This is a genomic window from Lysobacter sp. CA196, assembly GCF_052078695.1.
In the GTDB taxonomy this organism is placed as follows: Bacteria; Pseudomonadota; Gammaproteobacteria; order Xanthomonadales; family Xanthomonadaceae; genus Lysobacter.
The window spans coordinates 1-16,652 of record NZ_JBQJIN010000030.1 but is presented as its reverse complement, the minus strand read 5'-3'; the positions used below and the strand labels follow the sequence as shown (position 1 = coordinate 16,652).

Genomic DNA, 16,652 nt, shown 5'->3' with positions numbered 1-16,652 from the left:
ATGTTGAATCTGAGCAAACCGGTTCGCGTCGCCGTCTACTGCTATTCCGAAGGCGTCGATGCTGACTTCATCGCATACCAGCGCTATGTCGTGCAGCAGGATCTCGCCGAACGACTCGACCGCCTGCCGATCGTCTCACACTACGCGGACGAAGGCGTCTGCAGCCGGACCGAGGTCCGACCGAACTTCCAGCGGCTTCTTCTGGAGGTCGCGGCCGGCGCCATCGACTGTGTGGCGGTCACCGCTCTGGATCGTATATCCAACGATCCTGACGGAGAGTCGCACCTGAGTCGATTCTTCAAGCGACATGGCGTCCTAGTGGTCGAGTGCCACCCGTTGAAGGGCATCCTGGTGAGGGTGGCCGCATGAACGCTCAAGCCACCGGCGCCAGTGCCCATCAACCGGTCACACGCTGTGCCATCTATGCGCGAAAATCCACAAGGAAGGGCCTTGAACGCGAGTACAACACCATCGAGGCTCAGCGTGACGCCGCGCTGGCGTACATAGCCAGCCAGCGCGGGCGAGGCTGGGTGCCCATCCCAACCGTCTATGACGATCCGGGCTGGTCGGCCGCGACCATGATCCGACCGGGCCTGCAGAGGTTGATGGCGGATGTTCGTGCAGGCTTGGTCGATGTCATCGTGGCCTACAAGATAGATCGCATCTCCCGATCCATACGCGACTTCCAAGAGCTGCTAAAAGTACTGGAAGAGAAAGAAGTGGCGTTCGTGTCGGTAACCCAGAGCTTCAACACCGCCGATACGGTGGGCCGGCTAACGGTGAACATTCTGATGTCGTTTGCCGAGTACGATCGCGACCTCGATGTCGAGAGAGCCATCGACAAAATGCTCGCTAGTAAGGCGAAAGGGCTCTGGATGCATGGCATCCCACCGCTGGGATACGGCATCAAGGATCGGAGACTTGCGATCAACCATCTTGAAGCAGCGCAAGTTCGCTTCATCTTCCAGCGGCTGGTCGAAACCGAATCCATTCTTGCGGTCGTCCGTGACGCAGCCGGCATGGGTTACAAAAGCAAGGCGTGGACTACCCGTGCGGGCCGTGTTCGCACGTCCCAGCCGCACGACAAGAGCACCATTCACAAGATCCTGCACAACCGAACGTACTTGGGAGAGCTTAAGCATCGGGACCAGTACTTTACCGATTGCCATCCTCCAATCATTGAACGTGCTGTCTGGGAAAAGGTGCAGTCCATTCTGGCGAGTAACGCAGCGGCCAGAGGTAACGCGAGCCGAGCCAAGGTGCCGTTCCTGCTAAAGGGGCTAATCATCGGCCCGGACCGGCGAGCCATGACGCCCTACCACACGGTGAAGGGCAATGGCCGGTTGTACCGGTACTACATCAGCACCGCGCAAATTCATGAGGGCACGACAGCGGCGAGGTTCCCCCGGCTCCCAGCCGCCGAATTGGAGGGCATCGTGGTGGGATACGTACGACAGATGCTGAACACGCCAGAGATGCTCTCGGAGATTGTCGCGCAGGCCGCAGCCTCCGAGGCTGGGCTGGACGAGGCCATGATCGTGGTTGGGATACGACAGTTTGATCAGGTTTGGGACGCGCTGTTTCCGGCCGAGCAGCAGCGGCTCCTTCGGCTGCTGATCGAGCAGGTCGTGGTGAATCTTGACGCCATGGAGATCAGGTTTCACCCGAACGGTGTGTCGTCTCTGGTTGACGAGTTGGGCCGTGAAGGGATTGCAGCATGACGCCCGTAGTCGGTACGACCGGTGCACCGCGCGTCGTGCGAACAAGCGACGGCGCACTGACCGTGATCGTGCCGCTCGCTATTAGTCGCCGCGCCGGCCGACGGCGTTACGGTCAGGCTAAGGACTGCGACTCTGCAACAAGCGGCTCTCAGCTGACCTCGCTACAACGCGCGCTCGCCAAGGGCTACCGCTGGCGAGGAATGCTGGAGCGGGGTGAGATCGCCTCGATGAAAGAACTGGCTGAGAGCGAATCCACCGACAACAGCTACGTCGGTCGAATCATCAACCTGACCCTGTTGGCCCCAGAGATCATCGCCGGGATATTGGATGACACAATTCCAGACGTGCAGATCGACCGTCTTGGCATCAGCCCGCCCCTGCTGTGGTCCGAGCAGCTACGTCTGGTTGGTATAGCCACGCCATCCTAGTTCAACCAAGCAATACCGCAGGGATTGGTCGCCAGTGGGGCGATCGCATATTCTGAGTACTCAATCATAAGGAAGATTGCATGCCGAACATCGCTTCGATATTGAAGGACGAGATCATTCGCTTGACCCGAAAGGAGTTCCGGCAGCAGGTCGAGCCACTGAAAAAGCAGATACTGGCGCAGCGTAAGCAACTGACTTCGTTGAAGCAGGAGGTTGAAGCACTCCGGCGTGGGGTCAAGACGGTCTCTAAGGGGTCTCGCCAGGCCGATCCGGTCAAGAAGGACCCGGATGCTCCGGCAGCTGCGATTCGATACTCGGCGGCCGGACTTCGGAAGCTGCGCGAACGCCTCGGGCTGAGCCGAGAGGCCTTCGCACCACTGCTGGGAGCGAGCTCACAAGCAATCTACAACTGGGAGCAGACCGATACTCGGCCACGACAGGAGTTTCTGGAGAAGATTGCTGCGCTGCGAGGCCTGAGCAAGAAGCAAGTCGATGCGCTACTTGAGCGAGCAGCACAAAAGAAGCCAGCGCGGAAGGCGGTGACCACGAGGAAATCTAGCGCCACCACCGGCGCCTAGTCCCGGTCGCTGCCGAGGATTGCGAGAACGACAAAGCCCCGCCTCCGGCGGGTCTCTGTCTATATGTCCGGGCTCCGGAAGATTGGCTCGGATCGGAAAATTGCTGTGATAGGTAAGGGCTGCTGTGCTTGCCGTTCGACGGCCGCCGATCTAACCGTTCGGCTGTCTTGCGAAACAGGTACCGGAACGTGGATTGCCATCTGGATGTGCGTGTGGGCACCAGAGGAAATTGCGTTCGTATGACATGTCGATGTTGTAATCGGATCTCGTTGGAACCTTCCCCGCGTTCGGTCCATTGAAGTCTGGACGGTGACGCCTGAGTGCCGAGGATGAGTAGCTCGATATGAGTAATTCGGACCGCCCCTACTTTCTGCCAATTACTTCGCATTCTGCGAAGGCATTCTTCGGTCAGGGTGACTTGCCCAATCTGCCAGTGGAGCGGGCCGCTTTGCTGGCGATTCAGATGCTACTGAGGGGCGAGCTTCGAGTCAGTGGGCTCGATCGATTGCTAGCGGAGGCGACGGAAACCTTCCGCATGCACGAGCCAGCCGGGGCACTCAAGCTAGAGTCGTTCAGGCAGGAGGTCGTTGATGGAGCGAAGGTAGAGATCAGGCAGCGACTGTTTGACCACCACGTCCATTTCGCAAGCCAAGCGCAGATGGCATCGGAAGTCTGGGCTACACCCAAACGCACATACAGCTTCGACTTCCAAGATTCGTGTCGCCAGACCCTGAGCGACTACGACGTGCCTGTGGCTGCCGCGGACGGCAACGGCGAAGATTCGGAGGATGACGAGGAGTACTCCACCGAACCCATCGCAGGTCGCCGTGTGATTCGGCTGCACGGTACCCGAGATCAAGCGGTTGCTGCGGCTATCATCGCGAGCTCAGGTGACGACCACGTCGCTCTCGATGCCTACGCAGGAACCGGAAAGACCCATCTGATCCATACCCTAAATGCGAGTCTGGGGTCTCGATTTACCTACTTGGCACCCGATGCAGCGCGCAAGTACGGATTCGAGCAACATGCCACTGCGCAAGGCATGGTCGCGACGACCCTTTGGAGCTTGGCCACTGGAATGGCTGATCGCCATGCGAGGCGTGGGCAGAGCTGGAGCATTCCCCGCGCGGGAAAGACTTCGCTGTATACCGAAGAGGAGCAAGTCGCCCATGCGGGCATTTACGGCATTGGGGGGCAACATCCGGTTGTCGTACTAAGGTCACTCAAGAGGGCCATCGATTCTTGGTCCCGCGGCGAGTCTGCTGACATTCAACCAAGTCACTTCGCCAGAACAAGTGCAAAGACCGATTGCCTTTCGGCATACATTTCTGCAGCAAATGGATTGTGGAAGGCGATGTTTGCCATGTATCCAAAGAAGGGGCCAGTATTCGATGTGACGCTGCATCATCTGGTCAAATGGCTAGCAATCAACGACGTCGAAATCCCGAGTTCCAATGGGACTCTACTCGTTGACGAATCCCATGATCTGATTGGACCTTGGCACCAGCTCTTCGACCGCTACGATGGCGCCTGCGTGAGAATGGGCGACCCGCATCAGCGAGTTCGTGGATACGCACGACGACACGAACGAGCAAAACCCGTAACAATGGCTCGCTCGGTGCGTCTGGGGTTGGAAGGGGAGAGGCTAATTGAACGGACACTTTCAATGGCCCCAGCTAGGCTAATCCAAGTACCATTTTCGGGTTCAAGTGAACATATGACCCGATTGCGCACCTATCGAGGTAGTGCTCCGCTGCCTGAGTGCGGACTACGAATCTACGGCAACGAGTGGTCACTTCTGGACGACGCGATTCGTCTCCGAGAGCAGGGTGCGTCTTTCCGATTTCTCCCGGCGACGGGTGCACGCCTATCGAGAACGGTGGTCGACGCTATGGCTCTCCAGGCCTCAAACGAGCCATCAACTATAGCGGTTACGGGCCACTATACCTGGGGCACTCTTGCCGCTCTGCTGACTAAGCAGGGTAAGTCGAATGTAATGCGAATGCTAAGGCAGGACTTCAAAGGGTCTGGCTGGGGCAAGTTCCTGGCTGCGCAGGCAGGCGACGGCGAGCAGAGGATTACGCTGGGTCTGCTTGAGCATACGAAGAACTACGAGAACGATATTGTCTCACTCAGTGAGTGCTGCTTCGAGAATCCGACGACTGGCGGGCTAGAAAGGTACAACCCGATTAATGGTGCATACCTTGCAATGACTCGTGCAAAGCACGAACTGTGGGTCCCTGGAGACGCAGTCGATAGGCTTTCGGATGCCCAGCGAGAGTAACGGGATAGTTTCGCAAAACGCTGTGAGTGAAATCGCGAGTCGGTCGATTCAGTTGCTTCCGGCACGCTTCGTTTTGAGGCGATCTCATTTTTGGCGGGGATACTTGACTCGATGCTCAATGAGGTTGGTGAGCTCTTTTAAATAGGCTACTTGCTCGCGAGTGTGAGTGCGGATCAGTGCACCGGTTGCTGCAAAGACGAATCCCCCGGCGCCGAGTAACATTTTTGGCCAAAGATCGTGTATGAAAATTGCCCATACGGCTAAGCCTAAGCCTATAAGCGCAGTGAACACCGGATAGAAGTCCGATTTTGCTGACATGAGCTCAGCGCGGTTCTTGGCGGCGAGCGAAATTAGCGCGAGGTCTTCTGCCGAGTCGCGGTTTTCAATTGCCAGGACTTCATCAAAGGTGTTGAGCACATCTCGGGTCTTTTGAACTTCTGTGGCAATTACATGTGAAGCGTCCCATTCCCTGTATGGAACGAAGAAGGTTCTGATTTCAGATCCATGGTTCAGTCCCACAAGGTTCCATAGCTTGTATCGATACTCCTTCTTATAGGCAGCCGCAAAGGCCGAGAATCGATCTACGAGTCGGTTCATGAATTCCATTCCAACTGAGTGAGGCTTCTGAGTTTGGCCGGCAGCAACGCGGTCTCGGGTCAACTTCTGAGGCTCTGCCTATACGATCTAGGAGCTGTCCCAGGTAATTCTGAACTTGTGGATGGACGTACCGTGCTACAAGCACTGATATCGGCTACTTGCCATACCGTAATTCTTTTCGAGCTAACCCCATGCTTGGCGTGATCTGCTAGCGAGCGTTCAGGGAATTTCGTGCTTACAGCGACGCAGCTGGAAAGGAGCGCAAGAAAGGTTCTACGAATCGCTCGGATGCCTTTGCATCTTGGTTGAGGCAGCCCACTATGCGATAGTCGCGCGTAGAATCTTGACGACGCTCTCGCAGGTCAAGGCCAATTCAAGGTAGGTGCGCTCTTCAGGATCTGAGAAAAGTCTTTCACCAATAGCATCGAACTCAGACTCAGCAAATTCAGGCATTGTGAAACAGGCGCCGGCCAATGAATTGTCCCCTGCAGCAATCACCTGCATTGCTTTGTCGACCAAGCTGCGCTTGAACGCGGCGTTTGGATCGGACTCTTCTGGTTCCCAAATAACAGGGCCGTATGGAGCAGTCTTCGATGGCTCAAAGAAGCGGCGCAGAACAATCATTTCGTTCTCAAGCTGGATCATCTAAGAGTCTCCATTTCAGGGCTGTTTAATAAGTCAAGTCGGTCATCCACATGTCCTAGTCACGGAAGATATGGCAGAGGTCTCGTAAATGATCGATTACCGTGTCACATGCAACCAGAATTTCATTCTGACGAGCGAGTATTTCTCGCCAATGCGCGTCATCGGCGTCAGCAGCATTTGGTAAGTGGATGTAGTTGCGCACAGCTTTAAGCACCTGAAGTTGATCCCAGATATTAGCGATCTCGGGCCGGGGTTGGCCGTTGTCCTCCCATGCCTTGAGCAGGCCACCAAACGTACGGGCATAGAGTTCATTTGGACGGCGACCATAGCCACGCTCCTCGCCAAGTGCGGCCAACGCTGCCTCTGCGATAGAAACGGCGAGCAGCACATATGTGCGGATCGCTCCGGACCGTACCGAAAGTGACAGGCCCATTGGCTGCCAATCAGGATGGTCCACGGGTACGGATTGAAGGTTCTCGAGAAGATGTTTGAAAAACTGCGCGAACTGGACCTGGAATCCGAGTTGCCTGGCCAGAGCCTGATGAGCGGCCCCGGCCCATTCCAGTTCCAACTGATGGATTGGCGATATGTCGAAGTCAGGGTTGTTCAGTGAGTAGCGACGCATAGTGTTATCGAATTAATGTCTGGATTGGGCCGAGCAGCGAAGCCGCCACGGCAAAAGTTGTCAGTCGACCGCTGCCTAGAACAGCGATTCACAAAGAATAAATCTGGGTCGGGTCTCAGGTTCAGGGGGCTTATGATGAGATCGCGTCCTACGACCTGTATAAGAGCGACCGCTTTCGGGCGGGGCGATCTTTCTGTGCAACTAGGGAACTCCGTCCACGATTTGCTTGCGAGCTTGTTCAGCTGTCTGGGCTGTGTTGAAGCGCAGTACTAATGGCTGAGGCATGCCCGACATGTGCAGTTCAAATGCGTGCACCGCAATGTTGTTGGACTTGACTGGGCCAACTGCAGCAACAAAGTGAGTGTTGATGAAATTTTCGCCGATCTGAATCATTGCCATGCGATGTTCCTCTATCCTTTTGTTGCTTGTTCGTAATGCGGTCAGGGACGCTCGCGACCATGGCTTTGAGCTAAGCCAGGCGGGTGATGGGCTTGCTAGTTATCACACTGAAAGTTCACGCATCATCGAGGCTGCAATTCCTTTGCGGATTCTCGTTGTGTAGCGCCAAAGAAGTTACCTGAGTTCAGATAGGTAACATTAATAACAATTCCGCCTCTAATCTCGAACGTGTATTCGATGACGCCGCTCGTTTGTTTTGGTGAAATGTTGTAAGTGACGAAGTCAGAGCCATTGAGGGAGAAGTTCTTATCGGGGCTGCCGACATACTGAATGATCTCCTCCGTCGCAATCTTTCCCAAAGGAAAGTCTCTAAGGTACTTCTTTGGGTTTGTCGAGAGCGTTGGCCGATAGACGCCGTTTACGCTCTTGTCTCTCGCAACTAGATCCCCGGCGATGATGGCTGCGAGGAGCAGAAGCGATAGGGTGATTGCCTTTCTCACGCGAGACTCCTTTTCTGTTTGGGATAACTCGGAGAATCGTTCAATGATCAGTCGTGCTGCCATGGAGTACTAACGATGTTTGGATGTGAACTTAATCGCCAGATGGTCCGCCGCTTGGGTCAAATACTTCAATCTCGGTTGGTCTATCGAGACTCGTGTTCTGACGGCGCAGCAACCTCAAAAAGTGCAACTTCAAACTCATCGATGTGCCTCCGCTTGACTTCAGATAAATTGGGGTGCGCCCAGAACTGCATCTCTCTGCATTCAACCATCCCTTCGTCTTCCAGGTGCACCGGTGCACAAATCGAAGCCATGACGCAGGATGCCCTGCCCTTCGACAGATAGTCGGATAGCTCGCGATGATGCAATGATAAGAAACGTCGATTGAGCCAATTGAGTGTGTCTGACGCTGTCTCTATATTTGGTGCTACGAGGTGCATGCCGGAAGGCACTGCTAGGTCCTCGATGGTGACGGCGAGTACACCGGTCAAGCCCGTTCGATCTAGTTGCTTTATCCCATACGACATTGAACTTGCCGCATTCTGGGCAGAGTAAATTCGTTTGCAGGCTATCGCTATGTTTCCCGATGGAGTCTGAGCAATAATATCGGGCTCCTCTAGTTGCGCGGGAATGCCTCGATCATTGAGTGCCGCCCACAATTCAAGCTCCCAAAGCTTGTCCTTAGCACGCGATTGCTTACGATCCGATGGTTCGAGGGACCCGCGCTTCAGATCCAAGAGATGTTGCTTCTTCTTGGAAATGGCGGCCAAGGGAAGTGCGACAGTCGCGATCTTGTTGAGGTGCTGCCCTCGAATTATTTGCTCTAGCTGTTGGTCGGTGATTGCGTCGCCAGCGATCCAAGAGTCAGCCAATGCAATGGATTCTCGGATGAGCTGCGCGAGAGAGCATTGGGAACTAAGCGAGACCTCCGCTTCGTCATACAGTGCGAGAAGTTTCAATGCGCTCTCTTTCGCTGCCACAAACGTAGTGCCAGCTTGGAGGATTGCATTTTTTTCAGACTCGAATTGCATTCGTATGAACCGGATTGGGGGCGAGACAGAGATTCATAGCTTGGATTGAATCTGCCGTTCGGCAAAGCTGAAGCCGAGACGAAACGCCTTTTCAGTTGCAATTTCGTTCTCATCACTTATTGCTTCGAGTAAGTGATCTGCCGATACTTGATCGATGAACTCGATCTTCCCGTCTATGGATACGGATTTTACGAAAGCGGATATGCGGTCTGAGATTGCATCGACCCAAACAGCGACTTCGACGATTTTTCCTAGCCGATTCTCCGCTCGTCGATGCTCCCGCAGGTCTGAATACCTAGTCCCTTTAGCCATTCTTTCTGCTCCCGCATCTGCATGGAGGTGGACTATCTCTTTCGGTAACTCTGCTGGTTCGGGAGAGGGCACATTGCCGCCTCTAACGAGAAGCCCAGTTGGGCCAGATTATGGACCGATGCTGTTTCCGTAATGGTGATCGACCGCGGATTGTGGCGAGACTTTTACCAGAGCGGTCCTCAGTCGGATTCGAGCCTACGAGGCCACGTATTGACTGGAAATCTGTAGGCCATAGTTGCTGCATGGTTCTCATCGGCTGGGTTCGTACCGCGATGAGCACTTCTCGGCCGGGGGCAGCCCCCGCTTGTGAACTCTGAAAGCCAGTTCGATTTACGGGCCAGGGCCTCAGAAGTCCGAACCTGGAATCGATTGGCGACATGCCTTCAATGGTCGAATCAAGCGGTTTGGTGTGGCCTTGGGCTCAAAACATCAAAAAAACCGGCTCTCGTAAGTGCTTGAATCTTAAGGGCGAGCAATGGTCGGCCGACCACAGGCTTGGAGAAAAAGGGCCGGAGAGAGGCGAAAAAATCGCCAACCTGCCTGCCTGTGGATAACTCGCCGACCAATGGAAAACGCCAAATGCCTCGGAAATAAGGCTTTTTTCGCCGTTGCGACGAGGCGTAGAAAAGGTTGAGGCTGGGAGTTTGGCGCGCCTGGAGGGATTCGAACCCCCGACCAATGGCTTCGGAAGCCACTACTCTATCCGGCTGAGCTACAGGCGCGTGGTAGACACGCACGAAGCGATCGTGCGGCCGTGCATTCTAGCGGAAACCGCAGCCGAAGGTGATGGGTCGGTACCGGCCCGGCGATCCGGCCTGGGTGAGGGGCAGGGCGCCCGGGATGCCATGGCATCCGCCGTACTTGTCAGCTGCGATTAGCCGCGTTTGAGTGCCGGCCCTTTCGACGCCATAGACCCCTGCCCAACGCCGCCGCCCTGCGCAAAGCCCGCCGGACTTGACCGCGGCGAAGCCCTGAGGCGCCCGCGTTACTCTATGCGCCATGGATCACGCTCACCCCGACACCCCTGCGCCGGCCTGGCGGCGCAAGCTTGCGCTGTACTGGAAACTGACCCGCGGCGACCGCCCGATCGGGTGGTTGCTGTTGCTGTGGCCGACCTGGTGGGGGCTGTGGATCGCCGCCGAGGGCGTGCCGCCGCTGTGGACCTGGTTCGTGTTCAGCGCCGGGGTCTGGCTGACCCGCGCGGCCGGCTGTGTGATCAACGATTACGCCGATCGCTGGCTCGACCCGCACGTCGAACGCACCAAGCACCGGCCCCTGGCGACCGGCGAGGTACGCGGCCGCGAGGCGCTGGCGGTGTTCGCGGCCTTGATGTTGACGGCGTTCGCGCTGGTGCTGAGCTTGAACCGGCTGACCATCCTGATGAGCTTCGTCGGCGTGGTGCTGGCGGCCAGCTACCCGTATCTGAAGCGCTATACCTATCTGCCGCAGGTCTACCTCGGCATGGCCTTCGGCTGGGGCATCCCGATGGCGTTCGCGGCGGTGCGCGGCGAGGTGCCGGCGCTGGGTTGGCTGTTGTACGCGGCCAACATCCTGTGGTCGACCGCCTACGACACCTGGTACGCGATGGTCGACCGCGAGGACGATCTGAAGATGGGCTCGAAGTCGACCGCGATCCTGTTCGGCGAGATGGACCTGGTCGCGATCGGCATCCTGTATGCGCTGATGTTCGTCGCGCTGTTGCTGGTCGGGCAGCGTGCCGGCCTCGGGTCGTATTACTTCGGCGGTCTGGCGGTGGCGGCGGCCTTGGTGGCCTATGAGTTCGTGATCGCCCGGCACCGCGAGCGCGAGCCCTGCTTCCGCGCCTTTCTGCACAACCACTGGGTCGGGTTGACGATCTTCGCCGGTCTGGCCCTGGACTACGTCTTGCGCGCGACCAGCGTCGCGGCCTGAGCGCCGGCGCTGGCTGGCACGGGAATGCCCGCGGATCGATCGGGCCGGGCGCCGAATGCGTGATCGCGGCTAATGACGCGGGCGCGCCGCTGGCGTGCAATGGCGGATCGTCCCCGGTGGAGTGTCGTCATGTTGGAGTTGTCGCGAGGCCTGTTGTTGCGGGGCCTGCTGTCGCAAGGCCTGCTGTCGCGAGGTCTGGTCCTGGCCGTCCTGGCGGCTTGCAGCGGCGCCGCGTTGGCGCAATCGGCGGCCGCGCCGAGCCGCGAGCATTTCGCGCCGAAGGGGTGGGAGGGGTCTTACCACGGTCTGCACTACTCGCCGGTGGTGAAGATCGGCGACCGGGTCATCGTCTCCGGCATTCCGGCGATGGAAGGCGCGGACGACGAAGCCCGAGCGCGTTGGGTGTTCCAGCAGCTCGAAGCGCATCTGCGCAGCGCCGGGGCCAGCCTGGCGGACGTGGTCGAGCTGCAGAGCTTTCATGTCGCGGCCGATCACGCCGAGTTCCGTCGCCGCATCGATCCGGTGCTGAAGGTGCACCGCGAGTTCTTCAAGGATCATTACCCGGCCTGGACCGCGGTCGCGACGCCGGGTTTGTTCTCTAAGGACGCGAGTTTCGAATTGCGCGCCGAGGCGGTGATTGGCTCGGGAAGCCGGCCCAAGGCGGAGATCGCGAAGCCGGCTGAGCGGTGATGGGCGCGGGTGCTTGGGGTAAGAGCAAATCCCCCCTGGCCCCTCTTTTTCAAAGGGGGGAATGGTTTGGTTTTCGACCGGAGACGATGGTCTAAGCCGTCCAGCGGATGCAGCAGCAACGGAGTCGATACGAACCTCATGCTGTTTCCCCCTTTACAAAGGGAGAGTGGTTTGGTTTTCGACCGGAGCGATGGTCTAAGCCGTCCAGCGGATGCAGCAGCAACGGAGTCGATACGAAACCTCATGCTGTTTCCCCCTTTGCAAAAGGGGGGCAGGGGGGGATTTGCTCTTAAGCGATCACCGTCGCCACGCCTCTTCCCTGCGACTAAAGTGCAAGGGGTCGCGGCCGTGACCGCCTCGACAATGCCTTGCTCTCGTCGAAGGACAGCCGTCATGACCGCAGTTTCCGCCGCACCCTCGGACGGGCCGCTCGCTCGTTTCGCTCTGCGCAGCGCCGCCTGGGCCGAGCGTTGGTTTCCCGATGCCTATGTGTTCGCGGCGCTCGGCGTGGTCATCGTCGCGGTGTTCGCGCTCGGTTTCGGCGCCACCCCGGCGGCGACGGCGACCGCGTTCGGCGACGGGTTCTGGAGCCTGATTCCCTTCACCATGCAGATGGCCTTCGTGGTCATCGGCGGTTACGTGGTCGCGACCGCGCCGGCAGTGGCGCGCGTCATCGATGCGTTGGCGCGGGTGCCGCGCAGCGGCCGCGGGGCGATCTGCTACGTCGGCCTGATCAGCATGTTGACGTCGTTGCTGAGCTGGGGCTTTTCGCTGGTGTTCGGCGGCTTGCTGGTGCGCGCGCTCGCGCGACGCGAGGATCTCGACATGGACTACCGCGCCGCCGGCGCCGCGGCCTATCTCGGCCTGGGTGCGGTGTGGGCAATGGGCCTGAGTTCCTCTGCGGCGCAGCTGCAGGCCAACCCGGCCAGCATGCCGCCGGCTTTGTTGGCGATTACCGGGGTGATTCCTTTCAGCGAAACCATCTTGCTGTGGCAGTCGATCGCGCTGACCGCGGCGCTGATAGCGGTGTCGCTGGTGGTGTGTTTCGTGACCGCGCCGCGCGGCGGCTCGGTGCGGCGCGCGGCCGATTTCGACGTCGCCGACGAGCGCGCGGCCTCGATGCTGCCGCCGCGTTCGCGGCCCGGCGAATGGCTTGAGTACAGCCCGCTGATCACGATCCTGCTGGCGGCGATGAGCCTGGGCTGGCTCGCCTACGAATTCGCCGACAAGCCGCTGGTCACCGCGATCGCCAATCTCAACACCTACAACTTCGCGTTCCTGACCGCCGGCCTGTTGCTGCATTGGCGGCCGCGCAGTTTCCTCAACGCGGTCACCCGCGCGGTGCCGAGCACGACCGGCGTGTTGATCCAGTTTCCGTTGTACGGCGGCATCGCCAGCCTGCTGACCGCTGCCAAGGGCGGCGACGGCCAGACCCTCGCCCATCATCTGTCCAGCGTGTTCGTGCAGATCGCCACCACCGAGACGTTCTCGCTGGTCATGGGCGTGTACTCGGCGGTGCTCGGCTTCTTCGTGCCGTCCGGCGGCGGCAAGTGGATCATCGAAGCGCCGTACGTGATGCAGGCGGCCAACGATCTGCAGGTGCACCTCGGCTGGGCGGTGCAGGTCTACAACGCCGCCGAGGCCTTGCCGAACCTGATCAACCCGTTCTGGATGCTGCCGCTGCTCGGCGTGTTGGGCCTGAAGGCGCGCGACATCGTCGGCTTCACCTTCATCCAGTTGCTGGTGCATATCCCGCTGGTGCTGGGCCTGCTGTGGTTGCTCGGTTCGACCCTGAGCTATCACCCGCCCGTGATGCCCTGAGTGCCGCGGGCGCGTCCGACGGCGCCCCGGCAAAATCCTACCCGCGCCTGCGCCGATGCCCGACTGACCCGGGCCGCGGGGCAGGCGATTCTATGTCCGTGGGCAGCGTCGCGGCCGGTAGGGAACGGCGTCGTGCGGCACGGATGCCGCAAGGTCCCACACTGGTAAAAAACCCGCACGGAAGCAGGAGGGAAAAGCAAGCGAAATACCGCCGAAAACCGCAGAAAAACCGTAGAAAAAACATCGTTCGAGGGCGTCACTTCTCAGCCTGTGCGACGCCCGAAAGCGACAATGACTCACGCGAAAGGGAACGGACTCCCACGCAGTCGGATCGGGGCTCGAGCAACGGAATGCGGCATCGCGTCCTCGTCGGCGGATCGCGTTCCGGCCGAGGCCCCGGTCGACACGGCGAAGGAAGCGCCGGCCTGAAAAACCCGCTCGATTCGACCTGGCGCGCCCGGAAGCGGCGTGAAAGGAAGCGACCGCCAAGGACCGGCGGCCGGTCGGAATCGGGGACGCGCCCGGGATGGCGCGCGTGGCGGAAAGGACTCCGCCACCGGGCCGCAAAGGGGGAGGGCGCGGGCCTGTTTTCCGGCCCCGTCTACGCCCGCATCGTGTGCCGATGCGCCGGCTTCGTTATGACTTCTGCGCAATCGCACAAACACGTCACAGATCCAGGGGCCGCATGCGCCCGAATAGTGCGATCGGTACGGTGATCCGGGTGCGGCGACTGCGCTAGCGTGCGGTCGTCGTCGGCTGCCGATCGAAGACGGACCCACGTCGTCGTCCGGGCAAGCTCCTGTGAGAAGTCGCCGGCGAGAATCGGCCGCGCCCGCTGCGCGGCCGCCCGTCGTGCCGTGCTTCCGGAACGCTCTCATGACCCTGTCTTCGTTCTTGCGCATCGCCAGCCTGTGGCTGCTGGCGAGTTCCTGCGCCATCGCCGCCGTGCCGGCCCACTACATCGTGTTCGAACGGGACGCCCAGGGGCGCGCCGAACCGGTGTTCTACACCCAGGTGCAACTGGCCGACGGTCAACGCGACCGACAAGGTGCGCGCCAGACCGAGCGCGGCGTGGAACGCGTGGCGTATCGGGCCGCGCGCAACGGCGCCAAGAGTACGGCGCTGTACGAAGCGCAGGTGCCGAACTTCATCCGCGCCGAGTTCGCGCGCGATCCCGAACACGGCGATGGCGCGATCCAGTTGAATCCCTTGGTGCGAGACCCGCATCGCGCCTTCGTCGTGCGGGTGCCGCTGGCCGAGGCCGACGAGATCGAATTGCTCGGCAATGCCGGCAACGCCAAATCGGTGCAGCGCATCGACCTGCGGGAGCTCGCGATTCGTTCCTCGCAGTTACCGCTGGCGCAGATGCTGCGGCAGCCGGTCGCGATGGTCGGGACACAGCAGGCCCAGGATGCCAAGGCAGCGAACTCGGCCAACCGCCTCGACATCCTCGTGCTCGGCGACGGCTACACCGCGGCCGAACAGAGCACGTTCACCAGCCAGGCCGCGTCCCTGAAGACGGCGATGTTCAACGTCAGCCCGTACAAGGAGTACCTGAGCTTCGTGAACTGGCAGGCCGGCTTCGTCGCCTCGCAGCAATCCGGCGCCGATCATCCGCCGTACCAAGCCGGCTGCACCGGCACCAGTTGCTGCGCCGACACCGCCTCGCGCACCGACCCGCGCGCCGGCCAATTCGTCGCCACCGCACTCGATTCCACCTTCTGCACCAGCCAGATCCACCGCTTGCTCACGGCCCGGTCCTCGAAGGTGATGGCCGCGGCGGCCAGCTTCCCGAACTGGGACAAGATCATCGTCACCGTCAACGACCCGGTCTACGGCGGCGCCGGCGGGTCCTATGCGGTGATCTCGGCGCACAGCAGCGCGGCCTTGATCGCGATCCACGAGTTCGGCCACAGCTTCCACGGCCTCGCCGACGAGTACGAAAGCCCCTATCCGGGGTTCCCGGCCTGCAGCGACATCAGCGGCAGCGCGGCCTGCGAAGCCAACGTGACCAACCAGAGCAACGCCAGCCTGGTGAAGTGGCGTAGCTGGTTCACCCCGGGCCTGCCGATCCCAACGCCGGACGGCACCGCCGGTACCGGCCTGTTCGAGGGTGCGCGGTACCGCAGCACCGGCATGTTCCGCCCGGTCGACAACAGCTGCCTGATGCGCAGCCTTGGCACCAGCTTCTGCGCGGTCTGCCGGCAGGAATACGTACGCATGCTGTATCGCGGCGGCTTCGGCTCGCCCGCGGCGGGCATCGACCTGATCGAGCCTGGAACTGAGTTCCCGTCGCCGGCCACCGCGGTCGGCTACGCGCGCGGCACGACGCGGCGGTTCAGCGCAACCTTGCTGCGACCCAGCGTGGGCACCGTGGCGGTGCAGTGGTATCTCGACGGCGTGGCGATTTCCGGCGCGACTGCGGCCAGTTACGACTTCCGCCAGGATGCGGCCACACCGGCGACGCGCACCCTGGAATTGCGGGTAACCGACAAGACCGCGTTCGTCCGGGCGAGCATGGCCGGCAACCTGTTGCTGCATTCGCGTAAATGGACGATTCGGGTGGGGGCGACGCCGGTGGTGGCGCGGGTGGATTGATCTTTTGCCTGTTTGCGAGTGAGTAATTACATGCCGTAGACGTATTACTCCGCCGCTGTCACAGCACGCTGCGGCCTGGCCGTCGTTGCGCGGCGGTTTCCCTGATCAATAGCAGCAACTATTGCTGCTGTAGTCGCCATTGCCATTGCCATTGCCACTGTCACTGTCACTGTCACTGTCACTGTCATTTTCCGTTGCCGTTGCCGTTGCCGTTGCCGTTGCTGTTGCTGTTGCTGTGCGTAGCCGAGCACTCGCGAAGGCGATTGAAGACCCGGAGGGCGGCGCGCAGGGATGCGCGCCGTTTTTCATCGGGACAGGGATGTCCCGTATGAAAAAGCCCTGCGCATGCACCGCTCGTGCGGGCTGGTGATTCAAAACAAAGCATTTTTCTTTGGTTTGCACTGTCAACGTCTAAGTGCAGCAAACGAATCGAAGACACTCTGACGAACTTTCGCTGCTAACTCCGGCATGCCCAGTTCGCGCAAGAACACCACGGCGGGGAACTGATAGCC

16 protein-coding genes and 1 tRNA gene are annotated in these 16,652 nt (G+C 59.8%); 9 read left to right on the top strand and 8 right to left on the bottom strand.

Features of this window, described 5'->3' with window-relative positions; all coding sequences use genetic code 11:
- The 5 genes from ACTOWK_RS19890 (at position 1) to ACTOWK_RS19870 (ending at position 5,011) form a co-directional block, all read left to right on the top strand.
- Complete coding sequence (locus ACTOWK_RS19890) at positions 1–369, top strand: recombinase family protein (protein ID WP_441331828.1); 369 nt, start codon at positions 1–3, stop codon at positions 367–369.
- Positions 366–1,721, top strand: coding sequence for a recombinase family protein (locus ACTOWK_RS19885; RefSeq protein ID WP_441331827.1), 1,356 nt, complete (start codon positions 366–368; stop codon positions 1,719–1,721). The genes ACTOWK_RS19890 and ACTOWK_RS19885 overlap by 4 nt, the downstream gene beginning before the upstream one ends.
- Positions 1,718–2,149, top strand: a complete 432-nt coding sequence (locus ACTOWK_RS19880; protein ID WP_441331826.1) for a hypothetical protein — start codon at positions 1,718–1,720, stop codon at positions 2,147–2,149. The genes ACTOWK_RS19885 and ACTOWK_RS19880 overlap by 4 nt, the downstream gene beginning before the upstream one ends.
- An 80-nt stretch (positions 2,150–2,229) precedes the next feature.
- The gene (locus ACTOWK_RS19875; protein WP_441331825.1) at positions 2,230–2,727 is read left to right on the top strand and encodes a helix-turn-helix domain-containing protein; all 498 of its coding nucleotides are present in this window, start codon (positions 2,230–2,232) and stop codon (positions 2,725–2,727) included.
- Positions 2,728–3,070: 343 nt separating this feature from the next.
- Entirely contained in the window at positions 3,071–5,011 is a 1,941-nt protein-coding gene (locus tag ACTOWK_RS19870; RefSeq protein WP_441331824.1) for a hypothetical protein, read from the top strand.
- Between the two features lie 84 nt (positions 5,012–5,095).
- Here ACTOWK_RS19870 and ACTOWK_RS19865 read toward each other — a convergent pair whose 3' ends face one another.
- From ACTOWK_RS19865 to ACTOWK_RS19830, 8 genes are all read right to left on the bottom strand, one after another.
- Entirely contained in the window at positions 5,096–5,608 is a 513-nt protein-coding gene (locus tag ACTOWK_RS19865) for a hypothetical protein (RefSeq protein ID WP_441331823.1), read from the bottom strand.
- Between the two features lie 318 nt (positions 5,609–5,926).
- Entirely contained in the window at positions 5,927–6,253 is a 327-nt protein-coding gene (locus tag ACTOWK_RS19860; RefSeq protein ID WP_441331822.1) for a hypothetical protein, read from the bottom strand.
- 55 nt (positions 6,254–6,308) lie between these two features.
- Entirely contained in the window at positions 6,309–6,878 is a 570-nt protein-coding gene (locus tag ACTOWK_RS19855; protein WP_441331821.1) for a hypothetical protein, read from the bottom strand.
- A gap of 201 nt (positions 6,879–7,079) precedes the next feature.
- Complete coding sequence (locus tag ACTOWK_RS19850; RefSeq protein ID WP_441331820.1) at positions 7,080–7,277, bottom strand: hypothetical protein; 198 nt, start codon at positions 7,275–7,277, stop codon at positions 7,080–7,082.
- 122 nt (positions 7,278–7,399) lie between these two features.
- Entirely contained in the window at positions 7,400–7,777 is a 378-nt protein-coding gene (locus ACTOWK_RS19845; protein ID WP_441331819.1) for a hypothetical protein, read from the bottom strand.
- 143 nt (positions 7,778–7,920) lie between these two features.
- Complete coding sequence (locus ACTOWK_RS19840) at positions 7,921–8,808, bottom strand: hypothetical protein (protein WP_441331818.1); 888 nt, start codon at positions 8,806–8,808, stop codon at positions 7,921–7,923.
- Between the two features lie 33 nt (positions 8,809–8,841).
- Positions 8,842–9,120 (bottom strand): hypothetical protein, encoded by a 279-nt coding sequence (locus tag ACTOWK_RS19835; RefSeq protein ID WP_441331817.1) that lies wholly within the window; start codon positions 9,118–9,120, stop codon positions 8,842–8,844.
- 645 nt (positions 9,121–9,765) lie between these two features.
- Positions 9,766–9,842: transfer RNA gene (locus ACTOWK_RS19830), tRNA-Arg, on the bottom strand.
- 277 nt (positions 9,843–10,119) lie between these two features.
- Between ACTOWK_RS19830 and ubiA the strand changes: the two genes are divergently transcribed.
- The 4 genes from ubiA to ACTOWK_RS19810 all read left to right on the top strand — a co-directional run bounded on the left by ubiA (position 10,120) and on the right by ACTOWK_RS19810 (position 16,140).
- Positions 10,120–11,031, top strand: coding sequence for a 4-hydroxybenzoate octaprenyltransferase (gene ubiA, locus ACTOWK_RS19825; protein ID WP_441331816.1), 912 nt, complete (start codon positions 10,120–10,122; stop codon positions 11,029–11,031).
- Between the two features lie 129 nt (positions 11,032–11,160).
- A complete protein-coding gene (locus tag ACTOWK_RS19820) occupies positions 11,161–11,721 on the top strand; it encodes a Rid family hydrolase (protein ID WP_441331815.1) in 561 nt (186 codons plus the stop codon).
- Positions 11,722–12,114: 393 nt separating this feature from the next.
- Positions 12,115–13,542 (top strand): short-chain fatty acid transporter, encoded by a 1,428-nt coding sequence (locus ACTOWK_RS19815; RefSeq protein WP_441331814.1) that lies wholly within the window; start codon positions 12,115–12,117, stop codon positions 13,540–13,542.
- An 876-nt stretch (positions 13,543–14,418) separates the two neighbouring features.
- Positions 14,419–16,140 (top strand): M64 family metallopeptidase, encoded by a 1,722-nt coding sequence (locus tag ACTOWK_RS19810; protein WP_441331813.1) that lies wholly within the window; start codon positions 14,419–14,421, stop codon positions 16,138–16,140.
- The last annotated feature ends 512 nt before the right edge of the window (positions 16,141–16,652 follow it).